The organism is Streptomyces sp. NPDC001903 (assembly GCF_042891345.1).
GTDB lineage: Bacteria > Actinomycetota > Actinomycetes > Streptomycetales > Streptomycetaceae > Streptomyces.
On sequence record NZ_JBIASZ010000001.1, the window covers coordinates 699821 to 718483 of the forward strand.

The 18663-nt window shown below is 70.5% G+C and carries 16 protein-coding genes; 7 read left to right on the forward strand and 9 right to left on the reverse strand.

The window, feature by feature from the left end:
- Positions 1-87 precede the first annotated feature (87 nt).
- Positions 88-1434, forward strand: coding sequence for a hypothetical protein (locus tag ACFYZS_RS03215; protein ID WP_389006178.1), 1347 nt, complete (start codon positions 88-90; stop codon positions 1432-1434).
- Positions 1435-1483: 49 nt separating this feature from the next.
- Here the strand turns inward: ACFYZS_RS03215 and ACFYZS_RS03220 are convergent, their stop codons facing one another.
- Positions 1484-2107, reverse strand: a complete 624-nt coding sequence (locus ACFYZS_RS03220; protein WP_389006180.1) for a YceI family protein — start codon at positions 2105-2107, stop codon at positions 1484-1486.
- 265 nt (positions 2108-2372) lie between these two features.
- Here ACFYZS_RS03220 and ACFYZS_RS03225 point away from each other — a divergent pair, with 265 nt between their 5' ends.
- Together ACFYZS_RS03225 and ACFYZS_RS03230 are read left to right on the forward strand one after the other, a co-directional pair.
- Positions 2373-3956, forward strand: coding sequence for an acyl-CoA carboxylase subunit beta (locus ACFYZS_RS03225; RefSeq protein WP_389006182.1), 1584 nt, complete (start codon positions 2373-2375; stop codon positions 3954-3956).
- Between the two features lie 21 nt (positions 3957-3977).
- The gene (locus ACFYZS_RS03230) at positions 3978-4181 is read left to right on the forward strand and encodes an acyl-CoA carboxylase subunit epsilon (protein WP_389006184.1); all 204 of its coding nucleotides are present in this window, start codon (positions 3978-3980) and stop codon (positions 4179-4181) included.
- Positions 4182-4306: 125 nt separating this feature from the next.
- Here the strand turns inward: ACFYZS_RS03230 and ACFYZS_RS03235 are convergent, their stop codons facing one another.
- The 8 genes from ACFYZS_RS03235 to ACFYZS_RS03270 form a co-directional block, all read right to left on the reverse strand.
- Complete coding sequence (locus tag ACFYZS_RS03235; protein WP_037792108.1) at positions 4307-4888, reverse strand: ATP/GTP-binding protein; 582 nt, start codon at positions 4886-4888, stop codon at positions 4307-4309.
- Complete coding sequence (locus tag ACFYZS_RS03240) at positions 4869-5432, reverse strand: DUF742 domain-containing protein (protein ID WP_389006186.1); 564 nt, start codon at positions 5430-5432, stop codon at positions 4869-4871. Before ACFYZS_RS03240 ends, ACFYZS_RS03235 begins: the two co-directional genes overlap by 20 nt.
- 93 nt (positions 5433-5525) lie before the next feature.
- Positions 5526-5939: a roadblock/LC7 domain-containing protein gene (locus tag ACFYZS_RS03245; RefSeq protein WP_008739857.1), complete on the reverse strand. Its 414-nt coding sequence runs from the start codon at positions 5937-5939 to the stop codon at positions 5526-5528.
- 10 nt (positions 5940-5949) lie between these two features.
- Positions 5950-9144, reverse strand: a complete 3195-nt coding sequence (locus ACFYZS_RS03250; protein WP_389006188.1) for a nitrate- and nitrite sensing domain-containing protein — start codon at positions 9142-9144, stop codon at positions 5950-5952.
- 333 nt (positions 9145-9477) lie between these two features.
- Positions 9478-10059 carry an ATP/GTP-binding protein gene (locus ACFYZS_RS03255; RefSeq protein ID WP_048475966.1) on the reverse strand — a complete coding sequence of 194 codons (582 nt, stop codon included), beginning with the start codon at positions 10057-10059 and terminating at the stop codon, positions 9478-9480.
- Positions 10040-10435, reverse strand: a complete 396-nt coding sequence (locus tag ACFYZS_RS03260; RefSeq protein ID WP_048475965.1) for a DUF742 domain-containing protein — start codon at positions 10433-10435, stop codon at positions 10040-10042. Before ACFYZS_RS03260 ends, ACFYZS_RS03255 begins: the two co-directional genes overlap by 20 nt.
- 150 nt (positions 10436-10585) lie before the next feature.
- Positions 10586-10999, reverse strand: coding sequence for a roadblock/LC7 domain-containing protein (locus ACFYZS_RS03265; protein WP_008739864.1), 414 nt, complete (start codon positions 10997-10999; stop codon positions 10586-10588).
- Positions 11000-11008: 9 nt separating this feature from the next.
- Positions 11009-14662 (reverse strand): nitrate- and nitrite sensing domain-containing protein, encoded by a 3654-nt coding sequence (locus ACFYZS_RS03270; protein ID WP_389006190.1) that lies wholly within the window; start codon positions 14660-14662, stop codon positions 11009-11011.
- Positions 14663-15225: 563 nt separating this feature from the next.
- Between ACFYZS_RS03270 and ACFYZS_RS03275 the strand changes: the two genes are divergently transcribed.
- The 4 genes from ACFYZS_RS03275 to ACFYZS_RS03290 all read left to right on the forward strand — a co-directional run bounded on the left by ACFYZS_RS03275 (position 15226) and on the right by ACFYZS_RS03290 (position 18643).
- Positions 15226-15408, forward strand: a complete 183-nt coding sequence (locus ACFYZS_RS03275; RefSeq protein ID WP_389006192.1) for a hypothetical protein — start codon at positions 15226-15228, stop codon at positions 15406-15408.
- A gap of 98 nt (positions 15409-15506) precedes the next feature.
- Positions 15507-16313, forward strand: a complete 807-nt coding sequence (locus ACFYZS_RS03280) for a fumarylacetoacetate hydrolase family protein (protein ID WP_389006194.1) — start codon at positions 15507-15509, stop codon at positions 16311-16313.
- A complete protein-coding gene (gene gltX / locus ACFYZS_RS03285) occupies positions 16306-17781 on the forward strand; it encodes a glutamate--tRNA ligase (RefSeq protein ID WP_389006196.1) in 1476 nt (491 codons plus the stop codon). Before ACFYZS_RS03280 ends, gltX begins: the two co-directional genes overlap by 8 nt.
- Positions 17782-17914: 133 nt before the next feature.
- Positions 17915-18643 (forward strand): HAD family hydrolase, encoded by a 729-nt coding sequence (locus ACFYZS_RS03290; protein ID WP_389006198.1) that lies wholly within the window; start codon positions 17915-17917, stop codon positions 18641-18643.
- Positions 18644-18663: the final 20 nt, after the last annotated feature.

Below are 18663 nucleotides of genomic sequence, written 5' to 3' on the forward strand. Positions count from 1 at the left end.
ACCCCACCGCCCCGGCCGTCGCGGCCGGGGCGGTGGGGTTTATGTCCAGCTCACACAGGAAAGAGCCGGTTCCGGTAGCGTCGAGGCATGAGGACCAGGCTGATATCCGTACGTCCCGGTCGGCTGCTGGCCGCTCTGCTGCTGGCCCTGTCCGCGACCGCCCTCGTGGCCGCCCCGCAGGCGTCGGCGGCCACCGGGCCCGCCGCCGTGGCGGAGGCCCTCAAGCAGGGCCCGGTCTACGTGGATCCCCGGGCCGAGGCGCAGCTGTCGAAGGACCAGGCGGACGCGCTCGCGAAGAAGATCAAGGACGCCGGCAAGCCGGTGTTCGTCGCCGTGCTGCCGGCCGGCTCCGAGTTCCCCGCCGACAGCGTGCTGCGCACGGTCCGGACCGAGACCGGCATCACCGGGCTCTACGCGATCCGGCTCGGCGACGGCTTCAACGCGGGCGCCGACCGGGCGGTGATGTCCCCGGGCGCCGTCCGCAACCTCACGGACGCGGTGAAGGCCGGCGGGCCGGTGGGCGCGAGCACCGAACTCAACAACTTCGTGGACCAGGCGCTGACGCAGGTCAAGGGCAGGGCCCCGGCCTCCTGGGGTGACACCGGCGGCGACGGCGGGACTCCGGTCGGCGGCCTGGTCGCCCTCGGCGCGGTGGCCGTGATCGGCGGCGGCGGTGCGTACGCGCTGGTGCGCCGGAACCGAAAGAAGAAGGAAGAGGCCGAGCGCGAGGCCATCGAGAAGCTGCGCGTAGTCGTGGACGAGGACATCACGGCCTTCGGCGAGGAGCTCGACCGGCTGGACTTCCACCCCGGTGAGCCCGGAGCGGACGACGCGATGCGCGCGGACTACGAGAAGGGCCTCGACTCCTACGAGAAGGCCAAGGACATCATGGCCTCGGTCCGACACCCCGAGGAGGTCAAGGGGGTCACCCAGGCCCTGGAGGACGGCCGGTTCGCGCTGGCCGGCCTCGATGCCCGCCGTCAGGGCAAGCCGCTGCCCGAGCGCCGCGCGCCCTGCTTCTTCGACCCGCGGCACGGGCCGAGCACGCAGGACGCGGCGTGGTCGCCGGCGGGCGGGTCGGTGCGTACCGTCCCCGTGTGCGCGGCGGACGCCGTCCGGCTGCGCGACGGCAAGGACCCGATGGTCCGTACGGTCGACACCGAGTACGGGCCGCGCCCGTACTACGACGCGGGCCCGGCGTACGGGCCCTGGGCGGGCGGGTACTTCGGCGGCGGCATCCTGCCCGGCCTGCTCGTGGGCACGGTGCTCGGTTCGATGATGTCGAGCCCCGCCTACGCCTCCGACATGGGCGGCTACGACGGCGGGGACTACTCCGGCGCCGACTTCAACTCCTCCGATTTCGGGGGAGGGGACTTCGGCGGCGGTGGTGGATTCGACGGCGGCGGCGGGTTCGACGGTGGGGGCGGCTTCTAGGGGGGTCACCCCCCGGTGCCGCCCCCGGGACCCGGCGGCGTCAGGCGGTTCAGGCCTGCTTGATGGCCGAGATGTCGAAGGTCAGCTTCACCTTGTCGCTGACCATGACCCCGCCGGCCTCCAGCGCGGCGTTCCAGGTCAGGCCCCAGTCGGAGCGCAGGATCTCGGCGGAGCCCTCGAAGCCGACGCGCTCGTTGCCGTAGACGTCGGTGGCCGAGCCGTTGAACTCCAGGTCGATGGAGAGCGGACGGGTGACGTCCTTGATCGTCAGCTCGCCGGTGATGCGGTACCGGTCGCCGCCGAGCTGGGCCGCCTCGGTGGAGCGGAAGGTCATCAGCGGGAAGGCGTCGGCGTCGAAGAAGTCGCCGCTGCGCAGGTGGCCGTCGCGGTCGGCGATGCCGGTGTCCACGGAGGCGATCTTCACCTCGATGGAGGCGGCGGAGCGGGCCGGGTCGCCGCCGTCGAGCTGCAGGCTGCCGGAGTAGTCGGCGAAGCTGCCGCGGACGTTGGTCACCATCGCGTGGCGGACGGTGAAGCCGATGCTGCTGTGGGCGGCGTCGATGACGTAGTCGCCGGTGAGGGCGGCCAGGGCCGGGTCCACGTCGAGGGTGGCGACGGTGGTGGCGCCCTCCTGGATGTCGGCGGTCTGGCTGCGGCGGTTGAAGAGACCCATGATGTGCTCCCTGTTGCTGGCGGGGCGGTCGAGCCCCGCTTTGGTTGAACTTTCAACGAGAACGACGCTAGACCTATTCCGTTCAAATTTCAACATCTACGCGGGGTGTGTCGGCGTTTTGTGGAACCTCGACAAAGGAGAGGGGTCCGGCCTGGTGGTGTCCGCGCATCGTGTGGCGGTTCTGTCCGGCCCGGACAGCGGAACACTTCCGAGACTGTGTGGAATCAACGGAGGTTTTTCTTCGACCGCTTCGTAAGGTCGATACATGACCGTTGTGGACCAGACTCCGAGCGAGCCGACGGACGCCCGCGGGCGCGTGGCCGAGCTGCACTCCCTGCGCGAGCAGGCGCGGCGTGGACCCAGTGACCGGGCGACCGAGGCGCAGCACGCCAAGGGCAAGCTGACCGCGCGCGAGCGCATCGCGCTGCTGCTCGACGAGGGTTCCTTCAAGGAGGTCGAGCAGCTGCGCCGCCACCGTGCGACCGGCTTCGGCCTCGAAGGCAAGAAGCCGTACACCGACGGTGTCATCACCGGCTGGGGCACGGTCGAGGGCCGCACGGTCTTCGTCTACGCGCACGACTTCCGCATCTTCGGCGGCGCCCTGGGCGAGGCCCACGCCACGAAGATCCACAAGATCATGGACATGGCCATCGCGGCCGGTGCCCCGCTGGTCTCCCTGAACGACGGCGCCGGCGCCCGTATCCAGGAGGGCGTCTCCGCGCTCGCCGGCTACGGCGGCATCTTCCAGCGCAACACCAAGGCCTCGGGCGTCATCCCGCAGATCTCGGTGATGCTGGGCCCGTGCGCCGGTGGCGCCGCCTACTCCCCGGCCCTGACGGACTTCGTCTTCATGGTCCGCGAGACCTCGCAGATGTTCATCACCGGCCCCGACGTCGTCCGCGCCGTCACCGGTGAGGAGATCTCCCAGAACGGCCTCGGCGGCGCCGACGTGCACGCCGAGACCTCCGGCGTCGCGCACTTCGCGTACGACGATGAGGAGACCTGCATCTCCGAGGTGCGCTACCTCATCTCGATGCTGCCCTCCAACAACCGGGAGAACCCGCCGGTCCACGAGACCTCCGATGCCGCCGACCGGCGCTCGGACGTCCTGCTGGACCTGGTCCCCGCGGACGGCAACCGCCCGTACGACATGCACAAGGTGATCGAGGAGCTCGTCGACGAAGGCGACTTCCTGGAGATCCACGAGCGCTGGGCCCGCAACATCATCTGCGCCCTGGCCCGGCTCGACGGCCAGGTCGTCGGCATCGTCGCCAACCAGCCCGCCCACCTCGCCGGCGTCCTCGACATCGAGGCCTCCGAGAAGGCCGCGCGCTTCGTCCAGATGTGCGACGCCTTCAACATCCCGATCATCACGCTGCTGGACGTCCCCGGCTTCCTGCCGGGCGTCGACCAGGAGCACGGCGGCATCATCCGCCACGGCGCCAAGCTGCTGTACGCGTACTGCAACGCCACCGTCCCGCGGATCTCGCTGATCCTGCGCAAGGCCTACGGCGGCGCGTACATCGTCATGGACTCGCAGTCCATCGGCGCGGACATCACCTACGCCTGGCCGACGAACGAGATCGCGGTCATGGGCGCCGAGGGCGCGGCCAACGTCATCTTCCGCAAGCAGATCGCGGAGGCCGAGGACCCCGAGGCGATGCGCGCGCGCATGGTCAAGGAGTACAAGGCCGAGCTGATGCACCCGTACTACGCGGCCGAGCGCGGTCTCGTCGACGACGTCATCGACCCGGCGGAGACCCGCGAGACCCTGATCAGCGCCCTGGCGATGCTCCGCAGCAAGCACGCCGACCTGCCGTCCCGCAAGCACGGCAACCCGCCGCAGTAAAGCGAAGGAGACCTGCCACCCATGACCAAGACCGCCGACACCCTGCTGCGCGTCGAAAAGGGCCACGCCGCCCCCGAGGAGCTGGCCGCGATCACCGCGATCCTGCTGGCCCGCGCCGCCTCCGCCCCCGAGGGCCGTCCGGTGCACCGCATCGGCTCCCAGGCCCGCTGGCGGCGCCTGGAGCGCACCCCCGGCTTCCGCGCCCCGCACAGCTGGCAGGGCTAGGAGCGCAGGGAGCGTCCGGCGGACCCGCCGGACGCCCCGCTCCTCACCGGATCTTCCCGGAGCAGACCGAAAAGGCCCCCGCACTCCTCGGAGTGCGGGGGCCTTTCGCGTGCGTACCGCGGTGCCTACCGCAGGCGGGCCATGAGGGCGTGCTCGACCAGGGTGATGAGCGCGCTCTTGGCGTCCGCGCGGTGGCGGGCGTCGGTGGTGATGATCGGGGCGTCCGGGCCGATCTGCAGGGCCTCGCGGACCTCCTCCGGCGTGTACGGCTGGTGGCCGTCGAACCCGTTGAGGGCGATGACGAACGGCAGGCCGCTGTTCTCGAAGTAGTCCACGGCCGGGAAGCAGTCCGCCAGGCGCCGCGTGTCGACCAGGACGACGGCACCGATGGCGCCGCGGACGAGGTCGTCCCACATGAACCAGAAGCGGTCCTGTCCGGGGGTGCCGAACAGGTACAGGATGAGGTCCTGGTCCAGAGTGATGCGGCCGAAGTCCATGGCGACCGTGGTGGTCGTCTTGTCCCCGGTGTGGGTCAGATCGTCGATGCCGGCGGACGCGGACGTCATCACGGCTTCGGTGCGCAGCGGGTTGATCTCGGAGACCGCGCCGACGAACGTGGTCTTGCCCACGCCGAAGCCGCCCGCCACCACGATCTTCGCGGAGGTGGTGGAGCGAGCCGCTCCGCCGTTAGAGCTTGCGAAGTCCACTGAGCACCCTTTCGAGCAGTGTCACATCTGGCTGGCCGCCGGCAGACTCGTCGCCGCCGGGCTGGTGAATGGCGACAAGGCCCGCCTCCGCCAGGTCGGCGACGAGGATGCGGGCGACACCAAGAGGAATGGAGAGAAGTGCCGAGATCTCCGCGACGGATTTGATCTCCTGGCACAGGCGGCAGATGCGCTGGTGCTCGGGCAACTGCCCTTGCAGACGCGCGGGATCCGCCGTGGTACTGACCAGCGCCTCGATGGCGAGCTGGTAGCGCGGCCGGGTACGGCCGCCGGTCATCGCGTACGGACGCACCAGCGGGTTGTGTGCCTTGGGGGCCTGCTGCTGCTGGCCCCGGAGGGGCTGCTGCGAGGGCCGGTGGGGCGGCTGGGCCTGCTGGGGCTGGCCGTACGGCTGCTGCTGGTAGGGATTGTGCTGCTCCGGAACCGGCCGGCTGGGAGCGGAGGGGAAGTTGAAGCGGTTCTGGTCGTGCTGCCCACCCTGCGGCTGCTGCGCGCCGCCATAAGGATGTCCTCCGGGTGTTGTCACGTTTCCTCCTCCGACTCCAAGAACGCAGTACTCCCTGTGGAACCGCGCCACCGCACCCTATGGTGCGATGACGCGAAACGCACTGCCTGTCTGCTAGTTGAGAAGACTTCCCTGCAGCTCCGAGCGCAGTTCCGGAGTGAGAACACTGCCTGCTCGGTCCACGAGGAGGGCCATCTCGTAGCCCACGAGACCGATGTCGCACTCGGGGTGCGCGAGCACCGCGAGGGACGATCCATCGGACACGGACATGAGGAAAAGGAACCCGCGGTCCATCTCCACAACGGTCTGGTTGACGGCGCCACCCTCGAAGATGCGGGAGGCTCCTGCGGTCAGCGACGTCAGACCGGAGGCCACGGCCGCCAGCTGATCGGCGCGGTCGCGCGGGAATCCGTCGGACATCGCCAGAAGAAGGCCGTCGGCGGAGACCACCACCGTGTGGGACACCCCTGGGGTGTTGTCCACGAAGTTGGTGATCAACCAGTTCAGGTTCTGTGCCGCCTGGCTCATCGGGCTCACACTAACGCTCCTGGTCATAGCTGTTACTTGACTGCTCGGAACCCGCGCTGCGCCCCTGCTGGACACCGCGCCGCAGGTTGCTCAACCTGCCGCGGACGTCCTCCGGTGCGCGGGAGACCTGGGGGCCGCCCTGCGGGGTCGTCTCCGCCGCACCCTCGACCAGGTTGGCCTTGGGTACGCGCCGAGGGAGACCGGACGGGGTGACCCCGCCCGCCTTCGGCTCACGGAGCTTGGCGGCCTGCTGCCAGCGCTCGTCGTTGTTCGAGCGCCACGCTTCGCTGCCTTCCTCGTCCCGCTCCGGGGCGGCGGGCTGCTGCTGTCGCTGCGGCCGCTGCTCGAAGAGGGATCCGGTGGACTCCGCTTCCTTCCGTGCCGGCTGCCACTGCTGCTGGCTGCCGCGGCGCGGCAGGCCCGCTCCGGTCACTTCGTGGCCGGTGTCGGCAGCGGCGCCCGGACGGTCGAAGCCTACGCGGTCCGGGGCGGGTTCGGGAGCGGCCGGGAGTTCCGATTCGGTCCCGTAGCCCTGCTGGTAGCCGCCCGAGTAGGTGTTCTGCTCGGGCCACTCCGCCTGCGGGGACTGGGGCGCATAGCCGCCGTCGAACGCCGGGGCGTCCTGCTGACGATCCTGGTATCCGGCTTCCGGATAACCGTAGTCCTGCTGCGGGTACGCCTCGTAGCCCTGCTGGGCGACGGGGGCCTGCCGGGAGTCGTACGAGGTGTCGTAGCCCTGCTCGGGCTGCTGCTCGTAGCCCTGGTACGGCTGGTACCCGTGCTCCGGCTGGGGTTCCGCATACTCCTGCTCGGCGAAGTCGCCCTGCTGCTCCTGCCCGTAGCCCACCTGGGCCTCGAGCGCGGCACGGCGCTCCTGCTGGGCCAGGGAGCGGCCCACCGGGTCCAGCCCGGTGCCGTCGCCCTGCTCCTCGGCGCCCCTGCCCTCGTAGCGGGAGTCGTCGAAGCCCAGCTCGGCGGCCGTACGCATCGGGACGGCCTGCTGCGCCTGCTGCTGCGGGATCATCGACGACACCGTGAAGTCGTCGTCCGGGATCCCCTCGCCGCCACCACCATGGGTGATCGCGTCCGGGAGCATGACCAGCGACGTGGTGCCGGCGGCCTCGCCCGAGGGGCGCAGCTGGACGCGGATGCTGTGGCGGTCCGCCAGCCGGCCGACCACGAACAGACCCATGCGCTGGGAGATCGCGGCGTCCACGGTCGGCGGGTTGGCCAGCTTGTGGTTGATGTCCGCGAAGTCCTCGGCGGTGAGGCCGATGCCCTTGTCGTGGATCTCGACCATCACGCGGCCGTCGGGCAGACGCGTGGCGTTGACGCGGACCTTGGTCTGCGGGGAGGAGAACGTGGTGGCGTTCTCCAGGAGCTCGGCGAGCAGGTGCACGAGGTCGGTCACGGCCTGGCCGTGGATCTCGGCCTCGGAGACGCCCGAGAGCTCGATGCGCTCGTACTGCTCCACCTCGGAGGAGGCGGCGCGCAGGACGTCGACGAGGGGGACCGGCTGGTCCCAGCGGCGGCCAGGTTCCTCACCCGCGAGGATGAGGAGGTTCTCGCCGTTGCGGCGCATACGGGTGGCCAGGTGGTCCAGGCGGAAGAGGTTCTCCAGCTGGTCCGGGTCGGCCTCGTTGTTCTCCAGGTCGGTGATGAGGGTCAGCTGGCCCTCGATCAGCGACTGGTTGCGTATGGAGAGGTTGGTGAAGATCGCGTTGACGTTGCCTCGCAGCAGCGCCTGCTCGGCCGCGAGCCGGACCGCTTCCCGGTGGACCTGGTCGAAGGCGCGGGCGACCTCGCCGATCTCGTCCTGGGAGTTGATCGGGATCGGCGCGACACGGGTGTCGACCTTGCCCGGGTCGGTGCGCGAGAGCTGGTCGACGAGCATCGGCAGGCGCTGCTCGGCCACGTCGAAGGCGGCGGTGCGCAGCCGGCGCATCGAGTTGCTCATCTGGCGGGCCATCATGCCGGCCAGGATGAACGCGGCGAGCAGGGCCACGACCACGATGGCGCCGGTCCAGATGGCGTCGGTGCGGGCCTCGTCGGAGACGGCGACCGAGTCGGTCACGGCCTTGGCGAGGAGGTCCTTCTCGATCTCGGCGTAGCCCTCGAACTTGGCGGTGGCGCCGGCCTGCCAGGCCTGGGGGGTGGTGCCGCCCGCGATGACCTTGTTCTTGGGCTCGCCGCTGGCGATCGCCTCGGTCATGCCGGTGAGGGCGGAGTTGTTCACGATCGGCGGCGCCTTGAAGGGGGTGCCGGCCTGCTCGGCCGCCCGCTTGGCCGCCGCGAGCTTCTCGGCGCCCTCCTGGGACTTCTTGCCCATCACGTCCTGGAGGCGCTTCACGTCCTCCTCGGTGCCGGCCGCGACGTACTCGCCGATCGCGATGTCCTCGAGGTAGGCGTACGAGGAGAAGGCGACGAGCTGGGCCTTGCGGATGTCCTCGTTCTCGTTCGGGCGCACCAGCAGGTGGGTGCCGACCGAGCGCTGGAGCGAGTTCGCGGCCTTGGCCAGCTCGACCGCGTAGACCATGCGGCCGTAGCTGGTGACGTTGCCGGTGCCCAGGCCGAGCTCGTTGGAGAAGGTCATGAGGTAGTGCTGGACCAGCACGTACCCCTCTTCGGTCGGGATCGGACCGTTCGCGCTCGGCGGGTTCTTCTTCGCGGTCTCCTGCGCGGCGTACGCCGACTGCCGGACGGCCGCGAGCTTGGGCTCCTCCTGGCGGAAGAGCTCCAGGCGCCGTTCGAGTCCCGAGTTGGCGGGGAGGTCCTTCGAGGCCTGGGCGAACTTCTCCTTGGCCGCGTCGGTGGCCGCGTAGGCCTTCGCGACGGACTCGTTGTTCCGGTCGCCCTTGAGGAGGGGTTCGGCCGTCAGGTCGCGCTCGTTGAGGAGGGCCTGGCCGTATTCGGCCGCCGCCTGGACGATGCGGGCCGTCTTCTCGGCGTCCTTGGCCTCGTTCCAGCGGTCGACCGAGCCCTTCACCTGGAAGCCGCCCATCACCAGTCCGACGAGGACGGGGACGAGCAGGATGGCGTTCAGCTTGGTCGGCACGCGCCAGTTGCGGGGGGAGAACCTGCTGGTGCTGCCGCTCTTCGCCGGCGGGTCGACGGGTACGTCGACGGACGACGTGCCCGCGCGCTGCGGCGGGGTGAAGTTGCCGCGCGCGGGTTCATCCGCGGGGCTTGAGTTGCTTCGCCTCACTCGACCAACAACCTTCCGGCGGTGCTACTAGCTAGTTAGTTGAATTCCAGCACGCTTAACGGCCGTGTTCCAAACAGTTGAAATCGGCCATTCCCAGAGCCTTATGTCACGCATAAAACGGACATAAGGAGCGAGCTGCGGCAAAAATGGAGCCAGTTGTGAGCGCAGCGGCACCGCCCGACCGCGCCCTGTGTCCAAGTGGCGGCAATTCACTGTCGAAACGTTATGAACCGAGAGGGCGGGCCGTGTCCTATGACACAGCCCGCCCTCTCACGTTGTGAAGAACCCGTGGTACTTGAGTGGTGCCCCTTGAGCGCCGTTACCCGAGTCGTGTTACTTGAGTCGGGCCATGAGGGCGTGCTCGACGAGCGTGATGAGCGCACTCTTGGCGTCCGCCCGGTGGCGGGCGTCGGTGGTGATGATCGGGGCGTCCGGCCCGATCTGCAGGGCCTCGCGGACTTCCTCGGGGGTGTAGGGCTGGTGTCCCTCGAAGCCGTTGAGGGCCACGACGAACGGCAGCCCGCTGTTCTCGAAGTAGTCGACCGCGGGGAAGCAGTCGGCGAGCCGGCGGGTGTCGACGAGCACGATCGCACCGATGGCGCCGCGGACGAGGTCGTCCCACATGAACCAGAAGCGGTCCTGTCCGGGTGTGCCGAACAGGTACAGGATGAGGTCCTGGTCCAGGGTGATGCGGCCGAAGTCCATGGCGACCGTGGTGGTCGTCTTGTCCCCGGTGTGGGTCAGATCGTCGATGCCGGCGGACGCGGACGTCATGACGGCCTCGGTGCGCAGCGGATTGATCTCCGAGACGGCCCCGACGAACGTGGTCTTGCCCACGCCGAACCCGCCCGCCACCACGATCTTCGCGGAGGTGGTGGAGCGGGCGGTTCCGCCATTAGAGCTTGCGAAGTCCACTGAGCACCCTTTCGAGCAGCGTTACATCCGGCGTGCCGCCGGCCTCTCCATTGCCCGGCTGGTGGATGGCCACCATTCCGGCCTCGGCCAGGTCGGCGACGAGGATCCGGGCGACACCGAGCGGCATCGACAGCAGTGCGGAGACCTCCGCGACCGACTTGACCTCGCGGCACAGCGTGCAGATGCGCTGGTGCTCGGGAAGCAGGCCGGACAGGTGCATCGGATCGGCCGTGGTGCTGACCAGCGCCTCTATGGCGAGCTGGTAGCGGGGCCGGGTCCGTCCGCCGGTCATCGCGTACGGGCGAACGAGCGGCTGATCGCCTTCCGAGTACGACGAGTCGCCGTACGAATCGGAGTAGGCGGGGGGCGGGGTCATTGATCCTCCGGGCTGGACAGCAGTGGTCAGCGTGCCGTCTGACGGGGCGGCCGGTGGGGGGAAGGTATGACGGCCTGTCGGGGGTACTGGGTTCCGGGGCTGGCGCCCGGTCCCCCGGCCGGAAGTACCGTCCGGCCGGGAGATGTGACGTCAGATGAGCAGGCTTCCCTGCAGCTCCGCGCGGAGGTCCGGGGTGAGGACGCTGCCGGCGCGGTCCACGAGGAGGGCCATCTCGTAGCCGACGAGGCCGATGTCGCACTCGGGGTGCGCGAGCACGGCCAGGGAGGAACCGTCCGAGACGGACATGAGGAAGAGGAATCCCCGGTCCATCTCGACCACGGTCTGGTTGACGGCGCCACCCTCGAAGATGCGGGAGGCTCCTGCGGTCAGCGACGTCAGACCGGAGGCCACGGCCGCCAGCTGATCGGCGCGGTCCCGGGGGAAGCCCTCGGACATCGCCAGAAGGAGGCCGTCGGCGGAGACCACCACCGTGTGGGACACCCCGGGGGTGTTGTCCACGAAGTTGGTGATCAACCAGTTCAGGTTCTGTGCCGCCTGGCTCATCGAACTCAACTAACGCTCCTGCTGGTAAGTGGGGTCGATGTGGTAACTGCCGGTCGCCGGGCCGTTGTTGCCGGCCTGACGGCCCTGCTGGATACCCCGTCGGAGGTTGGTCAGACGGCCGCGGACGTCGTCCGGCGCTCGCGAGACCTGCGGGCCCGACTGTGCGTCGGACTGCTGCTGCGCGGTGCCGGCCACGAGGTTCGCCCGCGGTACTCGGCGGGGCAGCCCCGAGGTGGTGATGCCGCCGGCGGCGGGCTGGCGCACGCGCTCGGCCTGCCGCATCAGCTCGTCGTTGGGCGAGGACCGCCAGCTGACGGTCGGCGAGCTGCCGGTCGTCTGGGCGGGCTCGGCCGCGGGCTCCTGGCCGCGCTGCGGCAGCGGCTGCTGCAGGCGCTGCTGGGGAGCCGGAGCCGGGGCGGAATGCTGCGGCTGCTGGGGAACCGGCGCCGCACCGGAAGGCTGCGGGCCCTCCTGGTGGAACCAGTTCGACTCCAGCGTGTCGAAGATCGGGCTGCGCTCGTTGCCGCTGCTCGGGGCCGGCGGCAGCGCCTCCGGCTGGTGCGCCTGCGGCAGCTGCGGAGCCTGCGGCTGCTGGGCGGCGTAGCCGCCGACACCGGGACCGCCGGGCCGCGGGGCCTGGAAGTCCGGGCGGGCGAACTGGCCCGTGGTGGACGGGTCCGCCGCACCGCGCGGCTCCGGGCGCTCGAACTGGCCGGTGGTGCTGTTGCCGGCCGGCGGGCGCGGGGCGTTGAAGTCCGGACGGGGGAACTCGGCCGTCGAACCGGGGCCCGAGAGCTCGTCGTGGCCGCGCGGGACCTCGTGGCCGCCGTGGCGCGCCTGGTCGGCGCCCCAGCTGGTGGTCTGCGGGATCCCGGCGGGACCGCCGGCCGCACCCGGAAGCTCCGGACGCGCGGCGCCGCCGCGCGGCGGCAGCTGCGGCCGGGAGCCGCGCGGAGCCGGGGCGGAGGGCGCCTGGGCCGAGGGGACCGGGCCCGTCGGGGCGGGCTGCTGCTGCGGGGGCTGCGGACGCTCGAAGCCGTTGCCCTGCGGGAACCCGCCCTGGCCGGAGCCGGTGGGCGCGGGCATCGGACGGGAGGCGGGACCGCCGGCCGGACCGCGGCCCGGCAGCGGGGCACCGCCGCCGAAGGCGCCGTCACCGAAGGCACCCTGGCCCTGGGAGGTCGGGGCACCCGGCTTGCCGGTCATGCCCGGACCGCCCTGCGGACGGGCACCCGGGCCGCCCTGCTGCGGACGCGCACCGGGACCGCCCTGCGGGCCCTGCTGGCCCGGACCGCCGTCGCGGCCCGGCAGCGCGGCGCGCTGCGCGCCGCCGGAGACCTGGCCGCGCTGCTGGCCGGCGCCGACGGGCTGGCGTGCGCCGCCGCCCGGGACCGAACCCTGCGCCGAACCGCCCGGCATGCCCTGCGGAGCACCGGAGCCCGGACCGCCGGGGCCGCCCTGGCCCGGCATCGGACCCGGCTTCTTGCCGCCCTGGGCGACGTCCACCGGGAGCATGACGAGGGCCGTCGTACCGCCCGAGTCGGAGGGGCGCAGCTGGATGCGGATGCCGTGTCGCAGGGACAGGCGGCCGACCACGAACAGGCCCATGCGGCGGGAGACGGAGACGTCCACGGTCGGCGGCGAAGCGAGCCGCTCGTTGATCGCGGCGAGGTCCTCGGGGGAGAGGCCGATGCCGGTGTCGTGGATCTCGACGAGCACGCGGCCGTCGGGCAGCGCGTGACCGGTGACCTTGACCTTCGTCTGCGGGGAGGAGAACGACGTGGCGTTCTCCAGCAGCTCGGCGAGGAGGTGCACGAGGTCGTTGACCACGCGGCCGGCGACGTCGGTGCCGGGCACCGACGCGAGTTCGATGCGCTCGTACTGCTCCACCTCGGACGCGGCGGCGCGGAGCACGTCGACGAGCGGGACGGGGCGGGTCCACCGGCGGCCCGGCTCCTCGCCCGCGAGGACGAGGAGGTTTTCGCCGTTACGGCGCATGCGGGTCGCGAGGTGGTCGAGCTTGAAGAGCGAGGACAGCTGGTCCGGGTCGGCCTCGCGCGACTCCAGCTCGGAGATGAGCGAGAGCTGGCGCTGGATGAGGCCCTGCGAACGGCGCGAGAGGTTGGTGAACATCGCGTTGACGTTGCCCCGGAGGAGGGCCTGCTCGGCGGCGAGGCGGACGGCCTCGCGGTGCACGTCGTCGAAGGCCGCGGCCACCTGGCCGATCTCGTCGCGGGTGTGCAGGCCGACCGACTCCACGGACGTGTCCACGTCCTGCGGGTCGGACTCGGACAGCTGCTTGACGAGCTCGGGCAGTCGGTCCTGGGCGACCCGGGTCGCGGTGTCCTGCAGGCGGCGCAGCGAGCGGATCATCGACCGCGCCATGACGAACGCGCCGACGAGGGAGACGCCGAGGACGAGCAGGATCAGGGCACCGTTGATGATGGCGTCCTGCTGCGAGGAGTTCTTGAGCTCGCGGGCCTTCTGCTCCATGTCCTCGAGCAGGGTCAGCTCGATGACCTTCATGGCCTGGAGCTTGGTGTCGTCCGCGTCGTACCAGTCCATCCAGGACCGGTTCTTCTCCTTGCCGAACTGCCCCTGGGTGCTCAGGACGCGGCGCGCGTAGTGGTCGGCGGTGCCGATCTCCGTGTTGCCGTCGCCGAGCGCCGCGAGGAGTTCCTCGGGCTTGCCCTGGTAGACGAGTTCGAAGGTCTTCTTCGCCTGGCTCTCGCCGCGGAGCGCGGAGAGGGCGTACAGGCGGTCGTTCTCGGTGAGCGTGCCCGGCTTGTCGCTGCTCTCGGGGAGCGATGCGGCGATGACGGCGCGCTGGATCGAGGCGTACTCCTTGGCGGAGGAGAAGGCCGCCAGGGCACGCGTGCGCTTGATCATCTCCGGGCTGGAGGTGGCCTGCGCCATGTCCTGGGAGAGCGAGAGCAGCGAGACGATCAGCGCGTTGTACTCGGTGACGGTCTGCTGGGCGCCGTTCTGGTACGCCTTCTTGCGGATTTCCTCGATGCCGGTGAGCTGGCGGCCGATCTGCAGGATGTTGTTGCGGATCGACTTGAGGGTCTCGTCCTTGTCCTCCGCGCTGTCGACCTTGTCGGTCGCGGCCTGGAAGGCCTTGGCGGCGGCGTCGGTCTGATCGCGTACGCCCGCGACGAGGCTGTTGGGCTTGCCCGACCGGTCGACCGACAGCGGACCCGCCGACTTGTCCCGCTCCTCCTGGAGCATGGCGGCCAGGTTGGTGGCCTGCCGGGTCATCGTCGTGAGCAGCTGCATGTGCTCCAGCTGGCTGATGTCGTTGAGCGAGTCGTTGATGCGGAAGCCACCGAGCGTGGTGGCGGCGACGACCGGCAGGGTCAGCAGCGACACGAGTCGCGTGCTGATGCGCCAGTTCTGCATGGCGAGTCGCGAACCGGGCCCGCTGGGGGCCTTCGGTATCGCCACGTCCTTGTCGGCCGGCTCTTCGCTCTTCGTCTTGCCCCGGGGCTTGAGGCGCGCCTTCGCCTTCACCGCGTTCACCGTGGTGGAGGAGTCGGAGCCTGCGCCGTCGGCAGCCGGCCCGCGGTTCTGGGCGTGCTGGGGCGAGGAGCCACGGTCGGTCCCGCCGCGCGGCTCCTGCTCCGCCGCAGCGCTGCCATCCCTCTTGAATCGTCCCTGCACTAGCGTCGCAACCTCTGGACCAGGCGTCCCGCCGGGCGACCGGTGGGACGGTGTCGAGTCGTGGGGCATTTCGGCCCCATGGTGGTCGTCGGTGACCGGCGCGTCTCCCTCTCCTTGCCGCCGCGCGCGGCGCTGTGTCGCGCCACCTGCGCGCCGGCTGTTCCCGCGGCGGTCCCGCGAATTCCAGCACAGTGGCGGATCTCCAACAAGGTGCGCGTGTCGGCCTGGAGTGGCGGTGACGGTCCGCAATGGAGGCGTCACGCGATGTGGTACGCCTTTCGGGATGAATCGGACTTACGCCGACCAAACGCGGTGGCTGGCAAGGTGTCCCAGTCGAGATGATCAGGAGCGGAATGGCTGATTCAGTGGCGCAATGTCCGTTTCGCCACCCGAAATTGACTGCCCGTTATGCCCGTATTGCCGGGTCATGGGTGAGCAAACTCACACAGCCGTGGCCATTACTTCCCCGTTGGGCCGGGGAATCGGATGTTTAGCCTTGCCCTTTACAGGGTTGAAGGATCCGACAACCCGCACCCGACAACGAGCCGAGGGCCCGAAACACCGTGAAGACGACGATGATGTTCCGCAACATAGCCAACCCCCGCCGCACCACCCTCGCGCACCTCAAGGACGCCGAAGAGCTGCAGGCGGTCGAGGCTTCGGAGCACGCCGTCGAGCTGCCCGCCCAGACCGCGAACCCGCGCCGCACGATCCTGATGGACGCGCCGGTCGCCGCCGCGCAGTAGGCCACTCGGGAAAAGCAGCGCGAAGCGCCGCTGCCCGCCGCGTTAGCCTGGACGCGCAGACTCCAGCCAGCGGAAATACAGAGGGGCAGACGCAACACGTGCGCATCGCCAGGTTCTCCATCGACGGCAATGTCGCGTTCGGCGCGGTCGAGGGCAGCACTGCCCCCGGCGCCGAGGGTGAGCTCGTCCTCGACATCATCAAGGGCATCCCGTTCGCGGACTTCGAGCTCTCGGGCACGAAGGTCCCGCTGAACAAGGTCCGCCTGCTGCCGCCCGTGCTCCCGAACAAGGTCGTGGCCATCGGCCGCAACTACGCGGAGCACGCGGCGGAGCTCGGCAACGCCATCGTCGACGATCAAGGCCGTCCCGAGGCGCCGATCACCTTCTTCAAGCCCTCCACCTCGGTGGTCGGCCCCGGCGACCCGATCACGTACCCCTCCTTCTCCCAGGACCTCCACCACGAGGCGGAGCTCGCCGTGGTCATCGGCCGCATGTGCCGCGAGGTCCCGAAGGAGCGCGTCAAGGACGTGATCCTCGGCTACACCTGCGCCAACGACGTCACCGCGCGCGACGTCCAGCAGCGCGAGAAGCAGTGGGCCCGGGCCAAGGGCTTCGACAGCTCCTGCCCCCTCGGCCCCTGGATCGAGACCGACCTCGACCCGAGCGACCTGACCATCCAGTGCACCGTCAACGGCGAACAGCGCCAGCTCGGCCGCACCAGCGACATGGTCCGCTCCATCGAGGACCTGATCGTCCACATCACCGAGGCCATGACGCTGCTCCCCGGCGACGTCATCCTCACGGGGACCCCGGCCGGAGTCGGCCCCCTCAACGTCGGCGACGAGGTCGCCGTCACCATCGAAGGCATCGGCACTCTCACCAACAAGGTGATCAAGCGTGGCTAACGCGAACGTCCGCGTACGTTTCTGTCCCTCCCCCACCGGCAACCCCCACGTGGGCCTCGTCCGGACCGCCCTCTTCAACTGGGCGTTCGCCCGGCACCACGGCGGTACGTTCGTCTTCCGCATCGAGGACACCGACGCGGCCCGCGACTCCGAGGAGTCGTACGAGCAGCTGCTCGACTCGCTGCGCTGGCTCGGCTTCACCTGGGACGAGGGCCCCGAGGTCGGCGGCCCGCACGCCCCGTACCGCCAGTCCGAGCGCATGGACATCTACGCGGACGTCGCCCAGCGCCTGCGCGAGGGCGGGTACGCCTACGACTGCTACTGCACCACCGAGGAGCTGGACGCGCGCCGCGCCGCCGCCCGCGCCGCCGGCAAGCCCTCCGGCTACGACGGCCACTGCCGCGAGCTCACCCAGGTCCAGCTGGAGGCGTACCAGGGCGAGCACCGCCCCTCGATCGTCCGCTTCCGGATGCCGGACGAGCCGATCACCTTCACCGACCTGGTCCGCGGCGAGCTGACCTTCACCCCGGAGAACGTGCCCGACTTCGGCATCCTGCGGGCCAACGGCGCGCCGCTGTACACGCTCGTCAACCCGGTCGACGACGCGCTGATGCAGATCACGCACGTGCTGCGCGGCGAGGACCTGCTGTCCTCCACCCCGCGCCAGATCGCGCTGTACAAGGCGCTGATGGAGATCGGCGTCGCCACGGACGTCCCGCAGTTCGGCCACCTGCCGTACGTGATGGGCGAGGGCAACAAGAAGCTCTCCAAGCGCGACCCCGAGTCCTCGCTCAACCTGTACCGCGAGCGCGGCTTCCTCCCCGAGGGCCTGCTGAACTACCTCTCGCTCCTCGGCTGGTCCTTCTCCAAGGACCAGGACGTCTTCTCGATCGAGGAGATGGTGGCGAAGTTCGACATCGACGGCGTGAACGCCAACCCGGCGCGCTTCGACCTCAAGAAGGCCGAGTCGATCAACGGCGACCACATCCGCCTCCTCGACCCGAAGGCCTTCGCGGACGCCTGCACCCCGTGGCTCCGGGCCCCGCACGCCAACTGGGCGCCCGAGGACTTCGACGCCGAGGCCTGGGCGGCCATCGCGCCGTACGCCCAGACCCGCGTCACGGTCCTCTCCGACATCACGGCCAACGTCGACTTCCTGTTCCTGAAGGAGCCGGTCGAGGACCAGCCGTCGTGGGACAAGGCCATGAAGGGCGAGCCCGCGGCCCTCCTGACCACCGCCCGCGCCAACCTCGACGCCGCCGACTGGAGCGACCCCGAGTCCCTCAAGCAGGCCGTCCTGACCGCCGGCGAGGCCCACGGCCTCAAGCTCGGCAAGGCGCAGGCCCCGGTCCGCGTGGCCGTCACCGGCCGCACGGTCGGCCTGCCGCTCTTCGAGTCCCTCCAGATCCTGGGCAAGGAGCGCTCGCTGTCCCGCATCGATGCGGCCCTGGCGAAGCTCGCCGCGTAGGCGCAGCCCGTACGCACGTCCCTCGGGGGGCGGCAGCCGGAACTTCCGGCCGCCGCCCCCCGACGCGTACCGGGGACGGCCGACATAGGCAAACCCTTCAGACGGCGCCCCGCGATGTCGTAGCGTCGTAGGCATGCCGATCCGCGCAGTGCTGTGGGACATCGACGACACCCTGTTCGACTACACCGGGGCCGACAGGGCCGGCCTCGCGCGCCGGCTCGCCGAGGAGGGCGTCGCGGAGCGGTACGGGTCCCCCGCGCAGGCGCTCGCGCTGTGGCGGGAGACCACCACCCGCCACTGGGACCGCTTCGCCGCCGGAGAGGTGACGTTCCAGGAGCAGCGCCGCGACCGCGTACGGGACTTCCTCGGCGAGCCCGACATGGGCCCCGCCGAGGCCGACGACTGGTTCGACCGGTACGTCGTGCACTACAAGGCCGCCTGGACCCTGTTCCCCGACGTCGTGCCCGCACTGGACGCCCTCGCGGGCGGTTACCGCCACGGGGTGCTCTCCAACTCCTCCACGGCCAACCAGGACCCGAAGCTGCGCCATCTCGGCCTGCGCGAGCGCTTCGAGGTGCTGCTCTGCGCGGCGGAACTGGGCGTCAGCAAACCGGAGGCGCGGGCCTTCCTCGCCGCATGCGAGGCGCTCGGGCTGCCGCCGGGCGAGGTCGCGTACGTGGGGGACCAGCCGGAGATCGACGCGCGCGGCGCGCGAGACGCCGGGTTGACCGCGATCTGGCTCGACCGGGACGGCGGGCGCGGGCCGGGCCCCGAGGGCGTGCACCGGATCGCCGGTCTCGCCCGGCTCCCGGAGCTGCTGGCCTCGGATACCCGTTTTGGAGCACGGTCAGGCATCCGGTAATGTTCTTTCTGCGCCGCCGG